The organism is Candidatus Pelagibacter sp. HIMB1321, from assembly GCF_900177485.1.
In the GTDB taxonomy this organism is placed as follows: Bacteria; Pseudomonadota; Alphaproteobacteria; order Pelagibacterales; family Pelagibacteraceae; genus Pelagibacter.
The window spans coordinates 424,024-447,855 of the sequence record NZ_LT840186.1; the positions used below are offsets into that span (position 1 = coordinate 424,024).

General features: G+C 26.3%; 25 protein-coding genes. 18 read left to right on the forward strand and 7 right to left on the reverse strand.

Translation table 11 applies throughout. The annotated features are described in order from the left end of the window. Positions 1-70 precede the first annotated feature (70 nt). The 12 genes from rpsB (at position 71) to lpxB (ending at position 11,317) form a co-directional block, all read left to right on the forward strand. Complete coding sequence (rpsB, locus tag B9N70_RS02275) at positions 71-880, forward strand: 30S ribosomal protein S2 (RefSeq protein WP_085114192.1); 810 nt, start codon at positions 71-73, stop codon at positions 878-880. Further along, complete coding sequence (gene tsf / locus B9N70_RS02280) at positions 880-1,731, forward strand: translation elongation factor Ts (protein ID WP_085114193.1); 852 nt, start codon at positions 880-882, stop codon at positions 1,729-1,731. Before rpsB ends, tsf begins: the two co-directional genes overlap by 1 nt. Next, entirely contained in the window at positions 1,731-2,282 is a 552-nt protein-coding gene (frr, locus tag B9N70_RS02285; RefSeq protein WP_085114194.1) for a ribosome recycling factor, read from the forward strand. The genes tsf and frr overlap by 1 nt, the downstream gene beginning before the upstream one ends. Then, the gene (gene uppS, locus B9N70_RS02290) at positions 2,279-2,959 is read left to right on the forward strand and encodes a polyprenyl diphosphate synthase (protein ID WP_085114195.1); all 681 of its coding nucleotides are present in this window, start codon (positions 2,279-2,281) and stop codon (positions 2,957-2,959) included. Before frr ends, uppS begins: the two co-directional genes overlap by 4 nt. After that, positions 2,940-3,605, forward strand: a complete 666-nt coding sequence (locus B9N70_RS02295; RefSeq protein WP_085114196.1) for a phosphatidate cytidylyltransferase — start codon at positions 2,940-2,942, stop codon at positions 3,603-3,605. Before uppS ends, B9N70_RS02295 begins: the two co-directional genes overlap by 20 nt. Next, positions 3,606-4,772, forward strand: coding sequence for a 1-deoxy-D-xylulose 5-phosphate reductoisomerase (locus B9N70_RS02300; protein ID WP_085114197.1), 1,167 nt, complete (start codon positions 3,606-3,608; stop codon positions 4,770-4,772). Then, entirely contained in the window at positions 4,769-6,994 is a 2,226-nt protein-coding gene (gene bamA / locus B9N70_RS02305; protein WP_085114198.1) for an outer membrane protein assembly factor BamA, read from the forward strand. The genes B9N70_RS02300 and bamA overlap by 4 nt, the downstream gene beginning before the upstream one ends. Before the next feature lie 148 nt (positions 6,995-7,142). After that, complete coding sequence (fabZ, locus tag B9N70_RS02310) at positions 7,143-7,589, forward strand: 3-hydroxyacyl-ACP dehydratase FabZ (protein WP_085114199.1); 447 nt, start codon at positions 7,143-7,145, stop codon at positions 7,587-7,589. 51 nt (positions 7,590-7,640) lie between these two features. After that, positions 7,641-8,621, forward strand: a complete 981-nt coding sequence (lpxD, locus tag B9N70_RS02315) for a UDP-3-O-(3-hydroxymyristoyl)glucosamine N-acyltransferase (RefSeq protein ID WP_085114200.1) — start codon at positions 7,641-7,643, stop codon at positions 8,619-8,621. Then, complete coding sequence (lpxA, locus tag B9N70_RS02320; protein WP_085114201.1) at positions 8,618-9,400, forward strand: acyl-ACP--UDP-N-acetylglucosamine O-acyltransferase; 783 nt, start codon at positions 8,618-8,620, stop codon at positions 9,398-9,400. Before lpxD ends, lpxA begins: the two co-directional genes overlap by 4 nt. A gap of 1 nt (position 9,401) precedes the next feature. After that, on the forward strand, positions 9,402-10,187 hold the full coding sequence (lpxI, locus tag B9N70_RS02325; protein ID WP_085114202.1) for a UDP-2,3-diacylglucosamine diphosphatase LpxI domain-containing protein: 786 nt from the start codon (positions 9,402-9,404) through the stop codon (positions 10,185-10,187). Beyond that, positions 10,184-11,317, forward strand: coding sequence for a lipid-A-disaccharide synthase (gene lpxB, locus B9N70_RS02330; RefSeq protein ID WP_085114203.1), 1,134 nt, complete (start codon positions 10,184-10,186; stop codon positions 11,315-11,317). The genes lpxI and lpxB overlap by 4 nt, the downstream gene beginning before the upstream one ends. Here the strand turns inward: lpxB and gltX are convergent. The 7 genes from gltX to B9N70_RS02365 all read right to left on the reverse strand — a co-directional run bounded on the left by gltX (position 11,297) and on the right by B9N70_RS02365 (position 18,706). Beyond that, positions 11,297-12,694, reverse strand: a complete 1,398-nt coding sequence (gltX, locus tag B9N70_RS02335; protein WP_085114204.1) for a glutamate--tRNA ligase — start codon at positions 12,692-12,694, stop codon at positions 11,297-11,299. The genes lpxB and gltX overlap by 21 nt on opposite strands. A 22-nt stretch (positions 12,695-12,716) precedes the next feature. Continuing rightward, a complete protein-coding gene (lexA, locus tag B9N70_RS02340; protein ID WP_085114205.1) occupies positions 12,717-13,394 on the reverse strand; it encodes a transcriptional repressor LexA in 678 nt (225 codons plus the stop codon). An 89-nt stretch (positions 13,395-13,483) separates the two neighbouring features. After that, positions 13,484-14,275, reverse strand: coding sequence for an indole-3-glycerol phosphate synthase TrpC (locus tag B9N70_RS02345; RefSeq protein ID WP_085114206.1), 792 nt, complete (start codon positions 14,273-14,275; stop codon positions 13,484-13,486). Next, positions 14,268-15,260, reverse strand: a complete 993-nt coding sequence (gene trpD / locus B9N70_RS02350) for an anthranilate phosphoribosyltransferase (RefSeq protein WP_085114207.1) — start codon at positions 15,258-15,260, stop codon at positions 14,268-14,270. The genes B9N70_RS02345 and trpD overlap by 8 nt, the downstream gene beginning before the upstream one ends. Before the next feature lie 4 nt (positions 15,261-15,264). Beyond that, positions 15,265-15,831 (reverse strand): anthranilate synthase component II, encoded by a 567-nt coding sequence (locus B9N70_RS02355; protein WP_085114208.1) that lies wholly within the window; start codon positions 15,829-15,831, stop codon positions 15,265-15,267. Further along, positions 15,831-17,291, reverse strand: a complete 1,461-nt coding sequence (trpE, locus tag B9N70_RS02360; protein ID WP_172819946.1) for an anthranilate synthase component I — start codon at positions 17,289-17,291, stop codon at positions 15,831-15,833. Before trpE ends, B9N70_RS02355 begins: the two co-directional genes overlap by 1 nt. Beyond that, the gene (locus B9N70_RS02365; RefSeq protein ID WP_085114209.1) at positions 17,288-18,706 is read right to left on the reverse strand and encodes a SurA N-terminal domain-containing protein; all 1,419 of its coding nucleotides are present in this window, start codon (positions 18,704-18,706) and stop codon (positions 17,288-17,290) included. The genes trpE and B9N70_RS02365 overlap by 4 nt, the downstream gene beginning before the upstream one ends. Before the next feature lie 57 nt (positions 18,707-18,763). Here B9N70_RS02365 and B9N70_RS02370 point away from each other — a divergent pair, with 57 nt between their 5' ends. The 6 genes from B9N70_RS02370 to B9N70_RS02395 are packed head-to-tail and all read left to right on the forward strand — an operon-like array spanning position 18,764 to position 23,831. Beyond that, positions 18,764-19,498: a triose-phosphate isomerase gene (locus tag B9N70_RS02370; RefSeq protein ID WP_085114210.1), complete on the forward strand. Its 735-nt coding sequence runs from the start codon at positions 18,764-18,766 to the stop codon at positions 19,496-19,498. 5 nt (positions 19,499-19,503) lie between these two features. Next, a complete protein-coding gene (gene secG, locus B9N70_RS02375; RefSeq protein ID WP_085114211.1) occupies positions 19,504-19,803 on the forward strand; it encodes a preprotein translocase subunit SecG in 300 nt (99 codons plus the stop codon). Between the two features lie 40 nt (positions 19,804-19,843). Next, on the forward strand, positions 19,844-21,460 hold the full coding sequence (locus B9N70_RS02380) for a CTP synthase (RefSeq protein ID WP_085114212.1): 1,617 nt from the start codon (positions 19,844-19,846) through the stop codon (positions 21,458-21,460). After that, positions 21,457-22,281 (forward strand): 3-deoxy-8-phosphooctulonate synthase, encoded by an 825-nt coding sequence (gene kdsA / locus B9N70_RS02385; protein WP_085114213.1) that lies wholly within the window; start codon positions 21,457-21,459, stop codon positions 22,279-22,281. Before B9N70_RS02380 ends, kdsA begins: the two co-directional genes overlap by 4 nt. Then, positions 22,282-23,538, forward strand: coding sequence for a phosphopyruvate hydratase (eno, locus tag B9N70_RS02390; protein WP_085114214.1), 1,257 nt, complete (start codon positions 22,282-22,284; stop codon positions 23,536-23,538). Beyond that, positions 23,538-23,831: a septum formation initiator family protein gene (locus B9N70_RS02395; RefSeq protein WP_085114215.1), complete on the forward strand. Its 294-nt coding sequence runs from the start codon at positions 23,538-23,540 to the stop codon at positions 23,829-23,831. The genes eno and B9N70_RS02395 overlap by 1 nt, the downstream gene beginning before the upstream one ends. Position 23,832: the final 1 nt, after the last annotated feature.

The window sequence follows — 23,832 nt, forward strand, 5'->3', positions numbered from 1 at the left end:
ACATAGTATTTGGTTTTATACCTCCGGTCCTTAAGTGGAAATTACTATGGTGGCTTAACCGGGAAAAAATATGAAAATACCAAACGTTACAATTCAACAACTATTAGAAGCAGGTGTTCACTTAGGACACAAAACCTTGAGATGGAATCCAAAAATGAAAAAATATATTTTTGGAAAAAGAGACTCAATACATATTATTGATTTAACTCAAACTTTAGAACTAACTAAAGTTGCTCTTCAAAAAGTTTATGACACGATTTCAAACAATGGAAAAATTCTTTTTGTATCAACTAAAAAACAAGCATCAGAAGCTATTGCAGAAGTTGCAAAAGAAACTGACCAATATTTTGTAAACTATAGATGGTTAGGTGGAATGTTAACTAATTGGGGTACAATTTCAAATTCAATAAAAAAACTAAAAAAATTAGAAACAGATCTTGTTGCTGAAAATAGAGGTTTTACTAAAAAAGAACTTCTAAAAATGAGTGTAAAAAAAGATAAATTACAAAGATCATTGGGCGGAATTGCTGAAATGAAAAAAGTACCAGATTTAGTTTTTATAATTGATACAAACTATGAGTCTCTTGCTATACAAGAATCTGTAAAATTAGGAATACCTATAATTGCAATTTTAGATAGTAATTCGAACCCAGATGGTATTGATTTTCCTATTCCAGGAAATGACGATGCAAGAAGAGCAATTGACCTTTATTGTAATCTTTTAAAAGAAACAATTAATTCGGCAAAAAAATCAGCACCGAAAGAGGAAAAAAAAGTTGATTCTAAAAGTGATGATAAATCTTCTAAAACAATTCAAGAGTTAGATAGAGAAAAATTAGAAAATAAATTTTCTAACGAGGGTAAGGAGAAATTAAATTAATGAGTGATATTGAAAAAGTTAAAAAACTTCGTGAAGCAACAGGTGCTGGTTTTAAAGATTGCAATTTAGCAATTAAAGAGTCTGGAGGTGATCTAGATAAAGCTATTGAGATTTTAAGGGTTAAAGGAATTTCTAAAGCTTCAAAAAAAATGTCCAGAGATGCTAAAGAAGGTGTCATAGCAGTTTCTGAAAATGAAAAGCAAATTTCATTAATTGAGGTTAATTGTGAAACAGATTTTGTTGCTAAAAATAATGATTTTATAAACTTTGTAAAAGAATTAAGTGACTTGAATAATCAAGTTAATTCAAACTTAGACAATTTAAAAGTTTCTAAAATGAAAAATGGACAAACTGTAGATGAAAATCTTGTTGCTCTTATAGCTAAAATAGGTGAAAAAATTACCATAGGTAAAACTAAAACTGTTTTTAATGAAGGTTCTATTAATTCAAAATATTTACATTCAGTAGTAAAAGACAACCTGGCAAAATTGGCAGTAGCTGTTTCATTAGAAACCAAAGAAAACTCAGATGTAGTTAAAAATTTTGGTAAACAATTATCAATGCATATTGCGGCATCTAACCCATTAGCTTTAGATCAAAAATCTATTGAACAATCGATTATTGATAAAGAACAAGAGCTAGTAACAGAAGAATTAAAAAACTCTGGTAAGCCTGAGGATATAGCTAAAAAAATTAGTTTGGGAAAAATGAATAAGTTTAAAGAGGAAAATGCTTTATTGACTCAAGCATGGGTGATGGAACCTAAAAAAAAAGTTCAAGATATTTTAAAAGAATTAGCAATAACTGATTTAAAGATTAAAGAATTTGTTAGATTTAAAATAGGTGAATAATGTTTGATGAGAAATCATATGCTACCAAAATGGTTAAAACCATTGATGTTTTTACAAAAGAACTTTCTTCCCTAAGAACTGGTCGCGCTAATGCTTCAATGTTAGACTTAATTAAAGTAGATGTTTATGGTCAATTAATGCCAATAAATCAAGTTGGCAGTATTACAACACCTGAACCCAGAATGATAAACATTCAAGTTTGGGATCAAAACAATGTATCTCTTATAGACTCAGCTATTAAAAAATCTGAACTTGGTTTAAACCCTCAAATTGATGGTCAATTAATTAGACTACCAGTACCAGAATTAAATGAGGAACGAAGAACTGAATTAAAGAAAATGATAAAATCAATGGGAGAAAAATGTAAAGTTTCGATTAGAAATATAAGAAGAGAAGCCAATGAGGAGCTTAAAAAACTTTTAAAAGCAAAAGAAATAGGTGAGGATCAAGAAAAAGCTTTTGAAAAAAATGTCCAAAATATAACTGATAAACACATCTCTATAGTTGATGATAAAGTTTCTTTAAAAGAAAAAGAAATAATGACAATATGAACCCATTGAAGCATGTTGCTTTTATAATGGATGGAAACGGTCGCTGGGGTTTAAAAAATAAAAATTCTCGTAATCTTGGTCACAAACAAGGTTTAAAAACTGTTGAAGAAATCATTAAGTTTTCAATAAAAAAAAAAATAAATTATTTAACTTTTTTTGCTTTTTCCTCTGAAAATTGGAAAAGACCAAAAACTGAAATTGATTATTTATTTAAATTATTAAAGAATTTTTTAAAAACAAAGATAAATGAATTTATAAAAAATGATATTAAATTGAAAATTTTAGGTGAAAAAAAATTTTCAAAAGAATTAAATTCCTTATTAAATAGAGCAGAAAAAAAAACTAAAAATAATTGTAAAATTCATATTAATTTAGCTATTAATTATGGCTCAAAAATTGAAATCACCAATGCAATTAAAGCTTTAAATAAAAAAAAAATTAAGATTAACCCTCATAATTTAGAAAAATTTTTATATACAAAGGGAATACCTGATCCAGATATTTTGATAAGAACGGGAAACACTAAAAGATTAAGTAATTTTCTTTTATGGCAATTATCGTACTCTGAAATTTTTTTTGAAAAAAAATTATGGCCTGATTTTAAAACCACTGATTTCAATAAAATTATTGTAGAATACAATAATATAAAGAGAAACTATGGATCTATCACTAAATAATAATTTAATTAAAAGAATTATTAGTTCTATTTTTATTTTACCAATAGTAATAATTTCAATTTATTTAGGTAATAGTATTTATTTTATATTTTTAACCCTAATTACCTTAATTAGCTTTAATGAACTTAAAAATATTTCAACAAATAATTATATTTATATATTTAGCTCTTTAATTATAATTATTTTTTTTTATTCAGCCTGGGAATTAAGAAGTGGGCCTAATGGTTTTTATTTAGTTTTGTTTGTATTATTAATCTCTATATTTACAGATATTGGCGGCTATTTATTTGGTAAAATACTCAAGGGACCTAAAATCTCAAAAATAAGCCCAAATAAAACTTATACTGGTATGATTGGAAGTTTTTTATTGCCTGTTTTTTTAATTTATTTTTTTTTAACACATGAAAATAACAATGAAATTTATGAACAGATAATTTATATTGGAAATTTTAATTTATTATTTACAATTTTTGTTGTTTCTCTAATTAGTCAAGCTGGAGATTTTACTGTTTCCTATTTAAAAAGAAAATCGAACCAAAAAGATACGGGAAAAATAATACCTGGCCATGGAGGCTTATTAGATAGAATTGATGGTATTATATTTGCTTCAATTTTTTACTATTTATTTATTCAGTTTAATTTTTAAATGAAAAAAAAAATTGCAATTTTAGGTTCAACTGGATCATTAGGTAAGATACTTTGTAATCATGTTGCTAAGAATTTGAATATTTATGATGTAAGATTATTAGTTGCAAATAAAAATTCTCATCAGCTTTTAAAACAAGCAAAAAAATTAAAAGCAAAAAATGTTATTATAACAAATAATGATATTTTTAAAAAATTATCTAGAAAGAAATTTAAATTTACAATTTTCAATCATATAGATGAATTTCAAAAGAAGAATAAAGGTAAACTTTTTGATTATACTCTTGCGGCAATTTCTGGTTTAGGTGGTTTAGAATCAACATTTAAGATTATTAAAAATAGTAAAATAATTGCAATTGCAAATAAAGAATCAATAATATGTGCATGGAATTTGATTGATAAAGAACTAAAAAAATTCAATACAATATTCATACCAGTTGATTCTGAACATCACACAATTTGGTTTGGACTTAATAATAGAAAATTAAAAATAAAAAAAATTTATTTAACTGCATCTGGTGGGCCATTTTTAAATATGAAACTAAAAGAAAAAAAAAATTTTACTTTATCTAGAGCACTCAAACATCCTAATTGGAAAATGGGTAGTAAAATTACGATCGATTCTGCCACAATGATGAATAAAGTTTTTGAAATCATTGAAGCTAAAAATATTTTTAATCTTAAATATCAAAACTTATCTATATTAACACATCCAAAATCTTATATTCATTCAATCATATATTATGAAAATGGACTTTTTGATATGGTGGGGCATGAAACTGATATGAAAATTCCACTCATCAATTCAATAAATTTTAATCAAAAAATTAAAATAAGAACACCTCAACTTAATTTAGAAAAATTAAATAATTTAAATTTACAAAACATTGATATTAAAAAATTTCCTATTACACAAATTTTGAAGCTGTTACCTAACAATTTATCACTGTTTGAGACAGTCATAGTAACAGTGAATGATAAGTTAGTTGAACTTTTTTTAAAAAAAAAAATTGATTATTTTAATTTGTGTAAAAAGTTAATAGAAATAATTAATCTTAAAGAATTTTCTTGTTACAAGAAAAACCCTCCTAAAAGTATTGAAGAAATTAGCAATTTAAACCTTTATATAAATACAAATTTTGAAAAATTCATGTATAAGAAATCATGATAAAAAAGTTACTATTTATACTTTTCATTTTAACAATTAACGCACAGTCTGCAGTAATTAAAGATATTGTTGTGGATGGTAATAATAGAGTTTCAAAAGAATCTATCCAAATGTTTTCGACTGTAAAATCAGGTGATGATATAGATCAAAATAAATTAAATACTATTCTTAAAGATCTTTATGAAACAAATTTTTTTAAAAATGTAACTTTATCTATTGAAAATAATATACTCAAAATAACAGTAGAAGAAAACCCAATAGTACAAAATTACTTTATTGAAGGTATAAAAAATAAATCTCTTTTAGAAGTAATTGAAAAAAATATTCTTTTTAAAGCCAAATCATCTTTTGATTTGAGTTTAGTTAAAAAAGATAGAAATAATATTTTATTTATATTAAAAAAAGCTGGTTACTATTTTTCTGATGTAGATATCTTTACAGAAAATTTAGAAAATAATAAGATTGATCTTACATATAAAATTTCTCTTGGTGAAAAAGCTAAAATTAATAAAATAAAATTTATTGGTGACAAAGTTTTTAAAGATAACAAGCTCAGCAGTATTATACTTAGTGAAGAATATAGATTTTGGAAATTTCTTTCTGGAAAAAAATATTTAAATGAAGATATAATTTCTATCGACGAAAGACTTTTAAAAAATTTTTATTTAAATAAAGGTTTTTACAATGTAAACATTAAGTCATCATTTGCAAAATTAAATAATGATGATCAGTTTGAACTAATATTTAATATTATTCCTGGACAAAAAATATACTTTAATAATTTATCTTTAAAACTTCCAGATGATTATAATGAAAATAATTTTACTAAGATTAATAATTTATTTAACGATTTAAAGAACAAACCTTATTCATTAAATGAAATCGAAAATATTTTAGATGAAATTGAAGATATAACTATTAATGAAGAATTTAGTTCCATTAAAGCTGTTGTTAACGAATCTATTATATCTGATAAAATTAATCTTGAATTTTCTTTAAATGAGTTGGATCCCTCATATTTAAATGTAATTAATATTTATGGAAATAATATTACTGAAGAAACCGTTATCAGAAATCAAATTATTATAGATGAGGGTGACGCTTATAATGAAATATTATTATCAAAATCAATAAATAATATAAAATCACTTAATATTTTTAGATCTGTAAAAGAAGAAATTATTATTGATGATGTTGGAAATAGAACTTTAAATATAATTGTTGAAGAAAAACCCACTGGTGAAATTACGGCGGGCGCTGGTTATGGAACAAATGGTGGTACTTTATCTTTTTCTGTAAAAGAAAATAACTTTTTAGGTAAAGGTATAATAGTAGATAATAGTATTAATCTTTCAGAAACCTCTATCAAAGGCGGTATATCAATTGTAAACCCAAACTATAAAAATACAAATAATAGTTTATCTACATTGATAAATATTCAGGAGACAGATCTATTGAGTACTAATGGTTACAAATCTGATATTATGAGATTTCATTTAGGTACAAATTTTGAATATTTAGACGACCTATATTTAGGTGTACAAACTAAGAATAGTTTTGAAAATCTCGAAGTTGGAAGTAAAGCTTCTGCAAATCAAAAAAAACAAGCTGGTGATTATTTTGATAGTTTTTTGAATTTTAATTTTAATTATGATAAACGAAATCAAAAATTTGAAACCACAGATGGATTTTTTAGCAATTATTCAGTCGATATACCAATAATAAGTGAAAGTCTAACTTTTATAAACTCTTATAAATATAAAAATTTTAAAGAATTATATGAAAATAACGTCTCTACTTTTTCTTTTTTATTCAAATCATCTAATTCTTTAAATAATGATAATGTAAGACTATCTGAAAGATTATATATTCCTCAATCCAATCTACGAGGATTTGAAAGTGGAAAAATTGGTCCAAAAGATGGAAATGATTATGTTGGAGGTAATTTCGCAAGTGCAGTTAACTTAACCACTAATCTTCCAAATTTAACGGAAAACTTTCAAAATTTGGATTTAGGATTATTTTTGGATGCTGCAAATGTTTGGAGTGTTGATTACGATTCATCTTTAGAAAATAATGATGGCATTAGAAGTGCTGTTGGTATTGGTCTTGATTGGTCAACGCCAATTGGTCCTTTAACTTTTTCTTTGGCACAACCAATTACAAAAAAATCAACGGATGTTACAGAGACTTTTAGATTTAATATTGGTACATCTTTTTAAAAATTTTTTTTTCTTTAAAATCTCTAAATGATTAATTTAAAAAATATTAAGTTTATCATTTTTTATATACATCAAGTTATCGTATAATAAATTGAGATTGTTTTAGGCAAATAAATAGATATAATTCAAAATATAAATCATAACAATAATGAATAATTTAAACAAAAAAGAAATAGAAAATCTTCTGCCTCATAGAGATCCTATGTTATTGATTGATGAACTTACAGACATAAAAAAATTACAATCTGCAACAGGTATTGTTAATGTGAGAAAAAACAGTTTTTTTGTTCAAGGTCACTTTCCTAATCAACCTGTAATGCCAGGTGTTTTAATTGTTGAATCATTCGGACAAGCTGCAGCAGCTCTTACAGCTCATGGTCTTGATAAATCAACATATGAGAACAAATTAGTTTTTTTAATGGGTGTTGAAAAAGCACGTTTTAGAAATCCTGTAATACCTGACTGTAAGTTAATTTTAAAAATTGAAGCAATTAGATCACATGGTCGTGTATGGAAATACAAAGGAGAAGCTTTTGTTGATGATAAAAAAATGGCCGATGCTATATGGTCTGCAACAATTGTTGACAAGAAATAAATAGCAATAAATATTGATAACTCATTACATTTTGCTTTGTTAAAAGTATGAATGTCATCAGCTTTTTTTAAAAATAATGGTCCTTATACTATTTTAGAGATTCTAAATTGTCTGAATATAAAAATTGAAAATGAGGTATCAAATAGAAAAATCAATGACATTAAGGATTTATTTAGTTCCAATGAAAATGACATAACTTTTTTCCATTCAAAAAAATATAAAGATATTGCAAATAAAACAAAAGCTTCTTTTTGCATTACAACAGATGCCCTTAGGAATGATCTACCTGAAACTTGTACTCCATTAATTGTCGACAATGTTTTGTTTTCAACTTCAAAATTAACAGCAAAATTTTATCCAGATTCAATTAATGATGATTTTGATAATTCAGTTACAGATATTTTTAAAACTGAATTTGCTGATAATGTGAAATATGGAAAAAATGTTCTAATTGGAAAAAATATTTCAATAGGATCTAATTGTTTGATTGGACACAATACTATTATTGAGAAAAATGTATCTATTGGAGATAATTGCTCAATAGGATCAAATACAATTATTAGAAATTCCATAATTAAAAATAATGTAAGAATTTTAGATAATTGTGTTTTAGGCAAGCATGGGTTTGGTTTTTTTCCTTTAAAAAAAGGCAATTTAAGATATCCACATATTGGAATTGTTTTAATTGAAGATAATTGCGAAATTGGTTGTGGCTCAACTATAGACAGAGGCTCTATGTCTAATACTGTTATTGGAAAAAATACTTATTTAGATAATCAAATTCATATAGCTCATAATGTAAAAATTGGCGATAATTCAATTATTGCTGGACAAGTTGGAATTGCTGGTAGTTCCGTAATAGGCAATAATGTTAAAATAGGTGGTCAAGCTGGAATTTCAGGTCATCTAAAAATAGGTAATAATGTTGAAATAGCAGGCGGCAGTGGAGTAATTAAAGATATTCCAGATAATGCCAAAGTAATGGGATATCCCGCAAAAAATATAAGAAAATTTTTGAAAGATAATAAATGATACATGAAACAGCAATAGTTGATCCAAAAGCAAAATTGTCTGACAACATAATTGTTGGTCCTTATAGTATTATTGGACCGAATGTTGAAATTTTAGAGGGAACTGAGATACAGGGACATGTGAATATTACTGGTAATACAAAAATCGGATCTAATAATAAGATTTATCCATTTGCCTCTTTAGGTAATGATCCTCAAGATTTAAAATATAAAAATGAAAAAACTCAACTCATCATAGGGAATAACAATAAAATAAGGGAATATGTAACGATAAATCCAGGTACAGAGGGTGGTGGAGGAATTACTAGAATCGGAAATAACTGTTTATTCATGGTTTCATCACATATAGCCCATGACTGTTTAGTTGGTGATAACGTTATACTTGCCAATAACGTACCTTTAGGTGGTCATGCACATGTCGATGATGGAGCTATTATAGGAGGCAATTCCGCCGTACAGCAATTTACTAGGGTAGGAAAATACGCAATGATAGGTGGCATGTGTGGTGTAGTAAGGGATGTTATTCCGTATGGTATAGCGCATGGGAATAGAAGTATTTTACAAGGATTAAATTTAATTGGCTTAAGAAGAAAGAATTTTCCTAATAAAGAAATTTTAGAACTTAGTGATGCATACAAGCAAATATTTAAAAATGAGAATTTGACAGAAAATTTAAGCAATTTATCAAATGAATTAAAAAAAAATAAACTAGTTTCAGAAGTAGTTAGTTTTATAGAAAAAGATAAAAAAAGACCAATTTGTACACCATTTTCAAAATAAAATGATTGGGTTATTTTTAGGTGACACAGATTTTCCTGAAATAGTTTTAAAAAAAATAAAAAAATTAAAAAAAAAATATTTTATTATTGATTTTTCTAAGAATAATAAATTTAAAAAAGATAAAAATTCTTATAGGATAAGTATTGGACAATTTGGAAAAATAATAAAATTAATCAAAAAAAAAAAATCTAACAAAGTTTTATTTGCAGGTAAAATAGCAAGACCAAATCTCAAATCTCTTAGATTAGATTTAAAAGGAATATATTATATGCCAAGTGTCATTAAAGCATCTAAAATTGGTGATGCTGCAATTATCAAATCAATAATTAATATCTTATTTAATGAGGAAATAAAAGTAATCAGCTCTATACACTTCAATCCAGAATTATCACTTAAAAAAGGGATTTATACAAAAACAAAGTCAAATAAGAATGAAAATAATTCAATAAAAAAAGCTATAAATTATTTCAATAAGATTAATAATTTAGATCACGTACAAGCTTTAGTTGTCAAAGATGAAAAAATAATTGCAATAGAAGGAAAGCAAGGAACAAAAAATATGCTTTCAAGACTAAAGAAAAATTCAAAAGGTATTTTAATAAAATTACCAAAAAACAAACAAGATTTAAGAATGGATTTACCAACTGTTGGATTACAAACAATAAAAGATATAAAAAAATATGGATTAAAGGGTCTCGTTTTAAAATCTAAGAAGAATATTTTTCTTAATAAAGATGAGGTAATTCGTTTTGCTGATAAAAACAACATTTTTATTAAAGTAATATGAAAAAAATTTTTATACTAACAGGAGAACCTTCTGGAGATAAACTTGCTTCTACTTTGATTTCTAAATTAAAATTAGAAAAACCTGAAATTGAATATTTATCGGTTGGTGGTATTCATTTAAAAAAACTAGGAATTAAATCTATTTATGATTTGAAGGAAATTACATACTTAGGATTTACCAGTGTATTGCTTAATATTTTTAAAATTAAATCAAAAATAAATAAAACGATAGAAGAAATAGTAAAATTTAAACCTGATATATTGTTAAGTGTAGATAGTCCTGATTTTACATTGAGAGTTGCTGAAAAAGTTAAAAAAATTGATAAAAACATTAAAACTATTCATTATGTTGCACCTCAAGTATGGGTATGGCGAAAGAATAGAGTTAAAAAAATTAAAAAATTTATTGATCACGTTCTTTTGTTGTTTGAATTTGAAAAAAAATATTTTGATGAAGAAAATATTAATAATACTTTTGTTGGCCATCCTTTAATAGAAAGAAATCATAAAAACAAAACTATTATTGACAATATTTTACCTAGCAATAAAAAAATAATATCTATATTTCCTGGCAGTAGAAATTCTGAAACTAATGTTTTACTTCCTATATTATTGGATTTTATTAAATTAATGAATGGAAAGTATAATGAATATTTTTTTTATATTCATGCAACAGAAGAAAATAAAAGTTTAATTTTAGAACATGTAAAAAAATATAACATTGATAATATAGATATTGTGTCAGAAGAAAATATTAAATCTGAAATTTTGTCTAAATCTATTTTTGCTGTTTCAAAATCTGGTACTGTTTCATTACAAATTTGTAATTTTAATGTTCCATCAATTATTATTTATAAACTTAGTTTTATTAATTTTATGATTTTTAAAATGTTAGTTAATGTAAAATTTGCAAATATTATTAATATAATTAATAATCGTGAGGTAATTCCTGAATTACTTCAAAAGGAATGTAATGCAGATGAAATATATAGGTCTGTTATTTATTTTCTTAAAAACCCCGAGTTGATGAAAAAACAAGTAAGTGAGTGCTCCAAAACTTTAAAAGGCATCAGGTCTAAAACTTCATCTGCTGATGAGGTAAGTTCTATTTTAATTAAGTATCTCTCTTAATCTTTTCTCAACATCTGCTTTACCTAAAGATATAACAATATCATATAGGCCTGGTCCAAACTTAGATCCTGTTAAGGCCACTCTTAACGGTTGACCTACACCTTTGAAATTTGTTTCATGTTTTTTTATCAAGTTGTTGACTATTGGCTCTAAATTATCTCTAGTTAAACTTTCTAAGTTTTTAATTTCATCTTGAAATTCATTAATTATTTTTTTGGATTTATCGTCAATTAGTTTTAAGTCTTTTTCATTAAAATTGACTTCATCATTAATGATATATTTTGCATTATTAAATATTTCTTCCAATGTTTTTGCTTTATTTTTTAAAAATACTAAAGATGATTTTATTTTTGATGCTTTTTCTGTATTAATTTTATCTTTAAATTCTTCACAATACCTCAAAAGATGATCATACAGATCATTCTCATCAATATTTTTGATATAGTGCTCATTCATTGACAAAATACGGCTCATATCTAATTTTGATGGTGATTTCCCAATACCCTCTAAGTTAAAATATTTTACACTTTCCTCCAAAGTAAATATTTCTTTATCTTGATACGACCATCCAAGTCTTAGCAAATAATTTCGCAATGCATCAGGTATAATTCCTATTTTTGAGTAGTCATCTAGCGTTGAAGCATTATCTCTTTTAGATAATTTTTTACCTTCTATTGTATGAATTAAAGGAATATGGGCAAATAGTGGCAAACCCCATTTCATTGCCTCATAAATTTGCATTTGTTTAAAAGTATTTATTTTATGGTCATCACCCCTAATTATATGTGTCATTCCCATTTCATGATCATCTACAGTTGCTGACAAATTATAAGTTGGAGTTCCATCATTTCTTAATATTACAAAATCTTCTATTGTACTGTTTTCAATTTCAACATCGCCCTGAACTAAATCTTTAAGAATTGAACTTCCTTCAATTTTACTTTTAAATCTAATTACAGGTTTAATTTCTTTAGGAGCATCTTTTTCTTCTGCATCCCTCCATTTTCTGTTGTAAATATAAGGTATTTTCTTTTGTCTAGCTCTTTTTTTTTGCTCTTCTATTTCTTCAGGTGAACAGTAACATTTGTAAGCAAATCCATTTTTTAATAATTCATGTGCAATTTTTACATGATCATCAATTTTAGTTGACTGAATATATTCTTCACCATCATGTTTTATCCCTAACCAATTTAAGGATTTAATTATTTGTATTTTGTGTTCTTCTTTCGACCTTTCTTTGTCAGTATCTTCAATTCTTAAATGAAAAGTGCCTTTTTGATTTTTTGAATATAACCAATTAAACAAAGCAGTTCTAATACCGCCAATATGGAGAGCTCCAGTAGGAGAGGGAGCAAAACGAGTTGCTACATTAGACATCAGAGATGTTTAGACTATTTTTTTAGAAGTTTCTATATAAAGATACTAAAACACCCTGAACTTTTACTCTATCAGGGCCAAATATTTTGGTTTCATAGTTTCTATTTGCACTTTCCAATGCAACAACTTTACCTTTTTTACGAATTCTTTTTAACATTGCTTCGTGTTCGTCAATTAATGCGACTACAATTTTTCCATTATCTGCAGTATCTGTTCTTTTAATAATAACTGTATCTCCTTCGTGGATTCCAGCTTCTATCATCGAGTCCCCTTGAACTTTCAAGCCAAAATAATCTCCATTTTTTTCTAAATTATTTGGTAATGGTATTCTTGAAACTTCATTTTGTATTGCCTCAACAGGTGTACCAGCCGCAATTTTTCCCAATACTGGCACTTCTATTTCATCTGAATTGTTAATTTCTTCATCTAAGCCACCTTTGATAACACTTGGTGAAAAACTATTGTAAATATCATTTGCTGAAGCTGTTTCAGGTAATTTTACTACTTCTAAGGCTCTCGCTTTATGAGCCAGTCTTTTAATAAATCCTCTTTCTTCTAAGGCACTAATCAATCTATGAATACCTGACTTTGATTTTAAGTTTAAAGATTGTTTCATCTCTTCGTAAGAAGGAGACACACCAGAACTTCTCAACTTCTTGTTGATAAATAAAAGTAAGTTTTTTTGTTTTTTTGTTAGCATAAGAACAAATATCGTACAAATAATGTTCTATAAAAGTTCTTTTGTTTTAACAATACTAAAAATAGCGAGTAAAATAGGGATTAAATTGACTATAAAATTGAAAAAATTGAATTTTCATCCAAATTTTTCAAAAGTGATTCACCAATTAAAAAAGTATTAATTGAAGTCTTACTGTTTAATTCCAATAATTCTTCTTTAGATTTAATACCACTCTCAGAAATTAGAGGTCCTTTATGGTTTTTTACAACATCATAAATATCATAGGTTGTATTTATATCTGTTTTAAGTGTTTTTAAGTTCCTATTATTTATACCAATAAGTGCATCTTTAAAATTTAATGCTTTTTCAGCCTCCTGAACTGTGTGTACTTCTACTATTACTGACATATCTAATTTCAATGCCTCTTGATATAAATTGTCTGCAAGATCATCTGAGACACCGGCTAAAATAATTAGAATTGCATCTGCACCATAACTTTTGGCAAGTGGTACTTGAAACGTATCAATAAAAAAATCTTTACATAATACCGGTAAATTAATTTTATCTTTAATTTTACTTATATGAATTAAATTTCCTAAAAAATAATCCTCTTCGGTTAAAACTGATAAACAAGTAGCCTTATTTTTTAGATAAATATTAGCAATATCTACTGGATTATAATTTTCAATTATAACACCAGCAGAAGGACTTGCTTTTTTTATTTCAGCAATAATAGAAGTTTTATTTTCTTTTAAATTGTTTTCAATTTTATTTTTAAAATTTATGTATGAATTATTTTTTTGTATTAATTCTTCTAATTTTTTAAGATCTATTGATTTTTTTAGATTATCAATTTTTTCAATTTTTTTTTTAATTATATTTTCTAAAATATTTTCAGGCATTTTGTATTTTTTTCAAATGTGAAAAAGTTTTACCAGAAAGAATAAATTGTCTTGTATAATTATAGGCCTCTTTAAAATCTATAAACTTTTCTGTAACAATTAAACCAGCTGCAGCATTTAAACAAACTGCTTTTGAAAAATCATTATCTTTACCTTTAAATATTTCAATCATTTTATCTGCATTAAATTTTGCATTATCACCAATTAAATTTTCAAACTTTTCTGCATTCACACCAATTATGTTAGGATCCACTAAAATCTCAGATATTTCTCCATTCTTCAATTGCATTATATTTGTTTTAGCATATGGCGATATCTCGTCTAATCCATCTTCACTGCTTAATATCCATGCAAACTTTATATTCAAATTTTTTAATCCCTCTGCAAAAATTTTTAATAACTTTTTATCAAAAACACCAACAACTTGTCTTTCAACTAGAGCAGGGTTGCTTAAAGGACCAATCATGTTGAAAATAGTTCTTTTGCCAATTTTCTTTCTTACAGGGCCTACAAATCTCATTGCACTATGATAATTTGGAGCAAACATAAAACCAAAATTGTTATTACTTATTTCTTGTTCTATTTCTCTCGGCTCTAAATCAATTTTAATTTTAAGAGCCTCTAAAACATCTCCAGATCCACATTTTGAAGATACAGCTTTATTGCCGTGTTTTGCAACTTTTATACCCATACTAGACAAAAGTAAGGCTGATGCAGTAGATATATTAACAGTGTTCATACCGTCACCACCTGTGCCGCATGTGTCTATACAATCCTTAACGTTTACTCTTTTGGATTTTTCTCTGAGAACATAAACACCTCCAGCAATTTCATCTGCGACTTCACCTTTTTCTGACAGAAGTGTTAAAAAATTATAGATTTGATCCTCATTAGCTTTACCAGTCATTAAAATTTCAAATGCTGACTTGCTTTCTTCGAAGGTTAAATCTTTTTTATTTTTTAGCTTGTTTAAAATCTCTTCCATGAAATCAATGATTTATAAAATTTTTTAAAATTTTCATTCCCATCTTAGTTTTAATACTTTCTGGATGAAATTGTACACCATGAATATTAAACTGCTTATGTTGAATAGCCATAATTATTCCATCATCAGTTTCAGCTGTAATCTCTATATCTTTTGAAAGAGTTTTTTTATCAATAATTAAGCTATGATATCTTGTTGCTTCAAAAGAAGGAGGAAGATTTTTTAAGATCCCAATTTTTTTTGATTTAATTTTGCTGGTTTTTCCATGCATTAATTTTTTTGCTTGAATAATTTTAGATCCAAAAACCTGACCAATAATTTGATGTCCAAGACAAACACCTAAAAAGGGTAATTTTTTATGAAGTGATTTTAAAATACTTATACAATTTCCAGATTGATTAGGGTTTCCAGGTCCAGGTGAAATAACAATCCTATCATATTTTTTTCTTATTATTTCTTTTGAATTTGTTTTATCATTTCTTATGACATCAACTTTTACGCCCAATGATGAGATGTAATGATAAAGGTTAAACGTGAAACTATCATAATTATCTATTAATAATATTTTCATTACCTTAAAGCATTTATCAAAGCTTTCGCTTTGTTTACTGTTTCATTATATTCGTTTATAGGTTTGCTATCAGCCACAATGCCTGCACCAGCTTGTACATAGAATTTTTTATTTTTCGCTATCGCTGTTCTTAAAGCAATACAAGTATCAAACTCACCATTAGCAGAAAAATATCCAATTCCTCCAGCATACACTTTCCTTTTCGTTGTTTCTAACTCATCAATGATTTCCATTGCTCGTATTTTAGGAGCTCCAGAAACGGTACCAGCAGGAAAACCAGCCAATAATGATTTAAATTTTGAAAACTTTTTATTATATTCACCAATTACATTGGAAACTATATGCATAACATGAGAGTATTTCTCAATTATGAAACTTTCAGTAACTTTAACCGTATTAATTTTTGATACTTTACCTGCATCATTTCTTCCTAAATCTAAGAGCATTAAATGTTCAGAGAGTTCTTTTTTATCATTAAGAAGATCTTTTTTATAAAAAAGATCTTCTTTTTTATTTTTCCCCCTTGGTCTAGTGCCTGCTATTGGTCTAACTGTAATTTTATTATCTCTCAGTCTTACTAAAATTTCTGGACTTGCCCCAATTATTTGGAAATCTTGAAAATTAAAATAAAACATAAAAGGAGAAGGGTTGGTTGATCTAAGTTTTTTATAAATTTCTAAAGGTTTTTTTGTTAATTTTGCTTCAAATCTTTGACTTAAAACAACTTGAAAAATATCACCTAATTTAATGTATTTTTTGGCTTTATTAACCATAGCAAGAAATTTATTTTTAGATGTATTTGATTTAACTTTAATTTTTTTTTCGCTTAATACTCTGTTTGTATTTATGTTTTTGATTGATGATTGAACTAATAATTTAAATAGATCAGCTTTTACAGAGTCATACTTTTTTTGATAGTTTGTGATTTTTTCATCACTAAAAATATTGTTTATATAAAAAATTTCTTTCTTTAAATTATCATGGATAATCAAAGTTCTTGGTCTCATTAATCTTACATCAGGTAAATAAAGATCATCTTTACATGTGTTAGGAATTTTTTCTATATACCTAATAGAGTCGTATGAAAAATAACCAGAAATGAGTGAGCAAATTTTAGGTAAATTTTTAGGTGTATCAAATTTAAAATTTTCAATAATTTTTTCTATTAATATTTTTGGTTTATCTTTAAGAATGATTTTTTTGTTTTCAGTAATCAAATATGCCTTTTGATTATTAAACTCCCATATCTTGTCAGGATTTTTGCCAAAAATTGTGTATCTACCTTTAATTTTTCCTTTTTCAACAGATTCAAATATAAAACTATTTTTTTCCTCTAAAAAATTATCAATCAAATTTATTATCTCATCATCTGAATTTACTTTTTTAGAGGTGTATATTATTTGATTTTTTTTGCTTCTATGTCGAAACTTAAAATCTTTGAAGCTTCGATTTATAATCATTGAAATAAATTTTTAACATTATTTATTGCCACTTGATTGATATCAACGTCATATTTTTGATTAAGAAATAAGTCGTATGATTTTAATATATTGTTTCTAATTTCTGTGTTTTCTTTACTTGAAAATTTTTCATAATCTTTTGGGTTTATTGCCTCATCCAGATCGTCGTAATTATTTATTTTTGCTAAATAGATATTATTTTTCTCATCATTTATTAATGTAATTGACTTAAGTGGTAATGAATAAAGCATTTGAACAGAGTTAATTTCAAATTTATTATTATCTTTAATGGAATCCAATTTTAAAGATTCAATTTTTTCTTTTCCTAAATTAAAAAAATCTTGTTCAGTGAACTCTTTATTTTGAATTTTTTCTAAAAGATTTTTATTATAGTCAAATTTACTTTTTTGAGCCACAAGTTCTAAAATTTCTTTTTTAGTCTGATCATCATCTAAATTAGGTTTTTTCTTTTCTAAATTTTCTATTTTGTAAATTATAAAATTTTCTTTATTTTCAAAAATATCAAAACTATTATTTCTAACTTCGTAAATTTTTTTTTGTATTTCGTCACTTTTTTCTGAATATTTATAATCATCAATTGTACTTACATTTAAATTTAAATCAGATGTTATCGTGTCAAACTCAACTCCATTTAAAATATTATTTTCAATTTGATCAATTTTATCAAAAAATTCTTGATTATATTCACTTATGCCAATTAAATTTTGAGGATTTACTAATGCGTACTTAAAATCAATATATTCTACTTTTAATTGATCTTTATTCTCATCAATAAAGTCTAATAAATCCTTTTCAGTAATTTCATCATTTTTTTTATAAAATGTATTTAAATCTACAAAATTAATATTTAGTTTCTTATTTTCATTTTCATAAAGTTTTTTTACTAGAAATTGCGGTGATACTGATCCTGCCCCAATATAATCAAATAATTTTTTTTGTGATTCTCTATCTTTCAATCTTTTTTCAAATAATGGCGCTGAGATATTGTTTTCCAATAAAAATTTTTCATATTTAATTCTTTCGAATTTTCTATTTTCATTTTGAAAGTTGTTGTTATTTTTAATTTTTTCTGACAGTGAACTTTTTGAAATAGTAATTCCAAAATCTTCTATCTCAAGAGCTAACAATGTGTTTGACACAAGTCCTGTTAGGAGCTCTTCAATTACATTATTGTTCAAATTTTTTTGAATTGTTTCTTGTGCTATTCCACTTCTATTAATAAATTCTATTAAATCTTGTGAGGTAATATTAGTTTTATTTATCTTAGCTATATTATTTTGATTATTAGATAAAAATCCACCCCCAAAACCACCAAAACCAAATGCAATTATAATTACAATAATTAAAAATAAACCACCAATTTTATTTTTATTAAGATAGTTTCCAAGTTTCATTTAAGCTTTATTTTGTATTGATCTGTAAAAACAAACCTATAGATTAAAAATTCATTTATGACAAATAAATATACGTATTTTATAGCTAATTGGAAAATGTTTGGCAATCAGCGATCAATAAGTCTATTGGATAAAGTTATATCTTTTGTAAAAAAACATAAAAAAAATAATATAAAAGTAATTTATTTTCCTCCAGCCACATTAATAAATTTATTCGATAAAAAACTTAAAACCTCACCAATTGAAGTTGGTGCTCAGAGTTGTCATCCTGATGAAAAATATGGAGCGTACACTGGTCAAATTAATTCATACATGCTCAAAGATGCAGGAGCAAAATATATTATTCTTGGACATTCAGAGAACAGACAATTTGGTGACAGTGATAATATAATTAATCTTAAAATTAGGAGTTCAATTAATTCAGGTTTAAAAGTAATTTTTTGTATTGGTGAAACGCTAAATCAAAGAAGAAAAAAAAATACCAAAAAAGTTTTGTTAAAACAAATTACTCAAGGTTTGAAAAATATTAAAAATAAAAAAAATATTATTATAGCTTATGAACCTGTTTGGTCTATTGGCAGCGGTTTAATTCCCAAAGAAACAGAAATTTTTGAAATTGTTAAATTTATAAAAAATAAACTTAATGGTTCAAAAGTTTTATATGGTGGTTCAGTTAATTTTAAAAATATTGAATTATTAAAAAAAATTCACAATTTAGATGGTTATTTAATTGGAGGTGCATCTCAAAATCCAAATAATTTCATTGATATAATAAAAAAAAGCTTTAATTAGGCGACATGGAAAATATTTTATTGGTCTTGAACATTATTTTAGCAATTGTTCTTGTGCTTTTGATTTTAATGCAAAGATCTGAAGGTGGTGCTTTAGGAATTGGTGTTTCTCAAGAAAATATGATGTTTTCAAAATCTGCAGGTAATTTTATGACCAAGTCTACTACTGTGGTTGCTACATTGTTTATTATTTGCAGTCTTGCCTTAACAATTGTTTCAAGAAGCGAACTAATTCCAACTAATTCAGTTTTAGATGTAATTGAAGAAAAAACTGAAGATACTCCGTCAATTCCAGAAAATAATTAATTCTTTCCAATTACAACTTTTATCGCTATAAGGTTCTTCCATGGCGCGATATATCTTTGTCACTGGCGGCGTGGTTTCTTCCCTTGGTAAAGGCCTTTCATCTGCATCCCTTGCTTATTTATTGCAATCAAGAGGTTATAAAGTTCGTTTAAGAAAACTTGATCCTTATTTAAATGTTGATCCGGGAACAATGAGTCCATTTCAACATGGTGAAGTATTTGTAACCGATGATGGGGCAGAAACAGACTTAGATTTAGGTCATTATGAAAGATTTTCAGGCGTCACTGCGAAGAAAACAGATAATATTACAACAGGAAAAATTTACAGTGATGTTCTAAGAAAAGAAAGAAAAGGTGAATACTTAGGAAAAACAGTTCAAGTCATTCCTCACATTACAAATAGAATTAAAGAATTTATCAAACACGATTCTTATAAAGAAGATTTTGTGATTTGTGAAATAGGGGGAATAGTAGGAGATATAGAAAGCCTTCCTTTTGTAGAAGCTATCAGACAATTTTCAAATGATATTGATAAAAAAAATGCTTTATTCATTCATTTAACTTTAGTTCCTTATTTAAAAGCATCAGATGAAATTAAAACTAAACCAACACAACACTCTGTTAAAGAATTGAGAAGTATTGGTATTCAGCCTGATATAATAATTTGTCGATCAGAAAGACCCATACCTTTAGAGCATAGAAAAAAAATATCTTTATTTTGTAATGTTAATATTAAAAATGTAATTGAAACTGTTGATGTAAAAACAATATATGAAGCACCGATTAGCTTTGCAAGAGAAAAACTAGATGTTCAAGTTTTAGATTATTTTAAAATAAAATCAAAAAAATCAAATAATCTGTTACCTTGGAAAAAAATAACTAAAATTACTCTTAATACAAAAAGACATGTTAATATTGCAATTATTGGAAAATACGTTGAATTAAAAGATGCGTACAAATCTTTAGATGAGGCACTTACTCATGGAGGTATATCCAACAATCTTAAAGTTAATTTAGTTAGAATAGATTCTGAAAAATTAAAAGTTTCAGAAATCAAAAATAAACTTAAAAAAGTTTCAGGGATTTTAATTCCAGGTGGATTTGGTAAAAGAGGAACAGAGGGTAAAATTGAAGCTATTAGATATGCAAGAATAAATAAAATTCCATTCCTTGGTATTTGTTATGGAATGCAAATGGCAATTATAGAGTTTGCAAGAAATCAATTGAAAATTAAAAAAGCAACTTCTTCTGAGTTTGATAAGGGAGGTGTACACATAATTGGCTTGATGCATGAATGGGAGAAAAGTGGCAGAAAAGTTCAGGGAACAGATAAAGATCTAGGAGGCACTATGAGACTAGGTTCTTATGATGCGATCTTAAAAGATAAATCTAAAATTAGAAATATTTATAAATCTAGATTAATCAAAGAACGACATAGACATAGGTACGAGGTGGATATTTCATATAAGGAAATATTTGAGAAGAAAGGATTAATATTTTCAGGCTTATCCCCAGATAATAAACTTCCAGAGATAATAGAACTTAAAAACCACCCATGGTTTATTGGTGTACAGTTTCATCCTGAATTTAAATCTAGACCTTTGAGCCCACATCCTTTATTCTCTTCATTTATCAAAGCAGCAAAAAATCATAGATGAGCACGATTAAAGTAAATTGTAAAAATATAGAAATTTCAAACAACAATAAGATTTGTATTATTGCAGGTCCTTGTCAGTTAGAAACTGAGCAACATGCCATGGATATGGCTGGTAAAATAAAGGAAATTACATCAAAATTTGATCTTGGATTTATTTATAAAACTTCATTTGATAAAGCGAATAGAACTAGTTTAAAAGGTAAAAGGGGAGCAGGACTAGATGCATCATTACCTGTATTTGATAAAATTAAAAAAGAATTAAATGTTCCAATTTTAACAGACATTCATAATGCTGAACAATGTGAAATTATTTCAAAACACGTTGATGTTTTACAGATCCCAGCTTTTTTATGTCGACAAACAGACCTGTTAATTGCTGCTGCTAAAACGAATAAAATTATTAATGTTAAAAAAGGTCAGTTCTTAGCACCGTGGGATATGGTGAATGTAACAAAGAAAATTTCAGACTCAGGAAATGATAAAATACTAGTAACCGAGAGAGGAGCCAGTTTTGGTTATAATACTTTAGTATCTGACATGAGGTCATTGCCCATAATGGCTAAAAATGGTTATCCAGTAATTTTTGATGCAACTCATTCTGTTCAACAACCAGGTGGTCAAGGTGAGAAGAGTGGAGGTCAAAGAGAGTTTGTTGAGTATTTAGCAAGAGCAGCAGTAGCTGTTGGTGTTGCAGGCGTTTTTATTGAAACCCATCAAGATCCAGATAATGCTCCATCTGATGGGCCAAACATGGTTCCAATTGACAAGTTAGAGGATCTTTTAAAACAATTAAGCGATATAGATAATCTTATTAAAAATTAAGTGAGTAAAATTCTTAAAGTAAAAGCAAGACAAGTTTTTGACAGTAGAGGAAATCCAACTGTTGAGGCAGAAGTTTATGTTAAAAACAAAAGTGCAAAAGCAATATGTTCTTCAGGAGCCTCAACTGGAACTTATGAGGCTTATGAAAAAAGAGACACAAATAACAAAAGATATTTAGGTAAAAGTGTATTTTCAGCAGTGAATTTAGTTAACACTAAAATATCAAAAGCTTTAAGAAATAAAAATGTACATGATCAAGAGCGAATTGATGAAGTTTTAATTAATTTAGATGGCACAAGACAAAAAACAAAATTAGGTGCTAATGCTATTTTGGCAGTTTCGATGGCAACAAAAAAGTTATCAGCAAAAGTTAAAAAAATTCCACTTTATAAATCTTTTTATGTAACAAAAAATTTTCAACTTCCGTACCCGTTGATGAATATTATTAATGGGGGAGCACATGCCAATAACGGTCTTAGAATTCAAGAGTTTATGATTAGACCTGATAAGGCAAAATCTTTTTCAGAGGCAATGAGAATTTGTTATTTAGTAATTAAAAACTTAAGTCAATTAATTAAAGCAAAAGGTTTATCTACATCTGTAGGAGACGAGGGTGGTTTTGCACCAATGATTGATAGCAACAATCAAGCATTAGATTTAATTGTTTTAGCAATTAAAAAATCAGGCTTTAGAAACGGAAAAGATGTTTCAATTTGTTTAGATGTTGCAGCTAATGAATTATTTAAAAAAGGAAAATATTCTATCCACACAAAGAAATATATCTCAGTTGATAAATCAATTTCAGAATATAAAAAAATGATTAACAAGTATAAAATTAAATCTATTGAAGATCCATTTGCAGAAAATGATTGGTTAGCATGGAATAAGTTAATGAAAGCAACCAATAAAGTTCAAATTGTGGGTGATGATTTATACGTAACAAATCTAGAGAGATTGAAAAAAGGTTTTTTAAATTTATCTTCTAATTCAATTTTGATAAAACTTAACCAAATAGGGACAGTTTCTGAAACTTTAGATGTTATTAAATTTGCACAAACCATTGGATTTAAAACAATAATTTCACATCGATCTGGAGAAAGTGAAGATACATTCATTGCTGATTTGGCAGTTGGTTCGAATTCTAATCAAATTAAAACAGGATCTTTAGCAAGATCTGAAAGAGTAGCCAAATATAACCAATTATTGAGAATTGAAGAAGAACTTGGAAAAAAAGCAAGAATGAATAAAATTCATTAATGCTTAAAAATTTAAAAAAAAATTACTTTTTATTAATTTCTACTTTTTTTATTTTCTACTTCTTTTTTAATTTTATGTCTGGTCAAAGAGGGTTTGTTTCATATTTAGAAAAAAAAGAAATTTTAAAAGATCTTCAATTAAAGGAAGTTAGCTTAATTAAAGATATTGAAGATTTAGATTTTAAAAACTCATTATTAAGTGACAATCTTGATCTTGATTATGTAGAGACATTAATTAGAGAAAGATTTTTGTTTGGTAAAGAAGGTGAAAAAATCTATATAATAAGAAATTAAT

Excerpts from the sequence above, each read along its gene's own strand:
- lexA (WP_085114205.1), bottom strand. The coding sequence starts at position 13,394 with ATGCTAACAAAAAAACAAAAAAACTTACTTTTATTTATCAACAAGAAG.
- lpxB (WP_085114203.1), top strand. The coding sequence starts at position 10,184 with ATGAAAAAAATTTTTATACTAACAGGAGAACCTTCTGGAGATAAACTT.
- B9N70_RS02345 (WP_085114206.1), bottom strand. The coding sequence starts at position 14,275 with ATGCCTGAAAATATTTTAGAAAATATAATTAAAAAAAAAATTGAAAAA.
- trpE (WP_172819946.1), bottom strand. The coding sequence starts at position 17,291 with ATGATTATAAATCGAAGCTTCAAAGATTTTAAGTTTCGACATAGAAGC.
- kdsA (WP_085114213.1), top strand. The coding sequence starts at position 21,457 with ATGAGCACGATTAAAGTAAATTGTAAAAATATAGAAATTTCAAACAAC.
- B9N70_RS02370 (WP_085114210.1), top strand. The coding sequence starts at position 18,764 with ATGACAAATAAATATACGTATTTTATAGCTAATTGGAAAATGTTTGGC.
- bamA (WP_085114198.1), top strand. The coding sequence starts at position 4,769 with ATGATAAAAAAGTTACTATTTATACTTTTCATTTTAACAATTAACGCA.
- trpD (WP_085114207.1), bottom strand. The coding sequence starts at position 15,260 with ATGGAAGAGATTTTAAACAAGCTAAAAAATAAAAAAGATTTAACCTTC.
- gltX (WP_085114204.1), bottom strand. The coding sequence starts at position 12,694 with ATGTCTAATGTAGCAACTCGTTTTGCTCCCTCTCCTACTGGAGCTCTC.
- fabZ (WP_085114199.1), top strand. The coding sequence starts at position 7,143 with ATGAATAATTTAAACAAAAAAGAAATAGAAAATCTTCTGCCTCATAGA.
- B9N70_RS02300 (WP_085114197.1), top strand. The coding sequence starts at position 3,606 with ATGAAAAAAAAAATTGCAATTTTAGGTTCAACTGGATCATTAGGTAAG.
- lpxA (WP_085114201.1), top strand. The coding sequence starts at position 8,618 with ATGATACATGAAACAGCAATAGTTGATCCAAAAGCAAAATTGTCTGAC.
- rpsB (WP_085114192.1), top strand. The coding sequence starts at position 71 with ATGAAAATACCAAACGTTACAATTCAACAACTATTAGAAGCAGGTGTT.
- frr (WP_085114194.1), top strand. The coding sequence starts at position 1,731 with ATGTTTGATGAGAAATCATATGCTACCAAAATGGTTAAAACCATTGAT.
- lpxD (WP_085114200.1), top strand. The coding sequence starts at position 7,641 with ATGTCATCAGCTTTTTTTAAAAATAATGGTCCTTATACTATTTTAGAG.
- tsf (WP_085114193.1), top strand. The coding sequence starts at position 880 with ATGAGTGATATTGAAAAAGTTAAAAAACTTCGTGAAGCAACAGGTGCT.
- B9N70_RS02355 (WP_085114208.1), bottom strand. The coding sequence starts at position 15,831 with ATGAAAATATTATTAATAGATAATTATGATAGTTTCACGTTTAACCTT.
- B9N70_RS02365 (WP_085114209.1), bottom strand. The coding sequence starts at position 18,706 with ATGAAACTTGGAAACTATCTTAATAAAAATAAAATTGGTGGTTTATTT.
- B9N70_RS02395 (WP_085114215.1), top strand. The coding sequence starts at position 23,538 with ATGCTTAAAAATTTAAAAAAAAATTACTTTTTATTAATTTCTACTTTT.
- lpxI (WP_085114202.1), top strand. The coding sequence starts at position 9,402 with ATGATTGGGTTATTTTTAGGTGACACAGATTTTCCTGAAATAGTTTTA.
- B9N70_RS02295 (WP_085114196.1), top strand. The coding sequence starts at position 2,940 with ATGGATCTATCACTAAATAATAATTTAATTAAAAGAATTATTAGTTCT.
- B9N70_RS02380 (WP_085114212.1), top strand. The coding sequence starts at position 19,844 with ATGGCGCGATATATCTTTGTCACTGGCGGCGTGGTTTCTTCCCTTGGT.
- secG (WP_085114211.1), top strand. The coding sequence starts at position 19,504 with ATGGAAAATATTTTATTGGTCTTGAACATTATTTTAGCAATTGTTCTT.
- uppS (WP_085114195.1), top strand. The coding sequence starts at position 2,279 with ATGAACCCATTGAAGCATGTTGCTTTTATAATGGATGGAAACGGTCGC.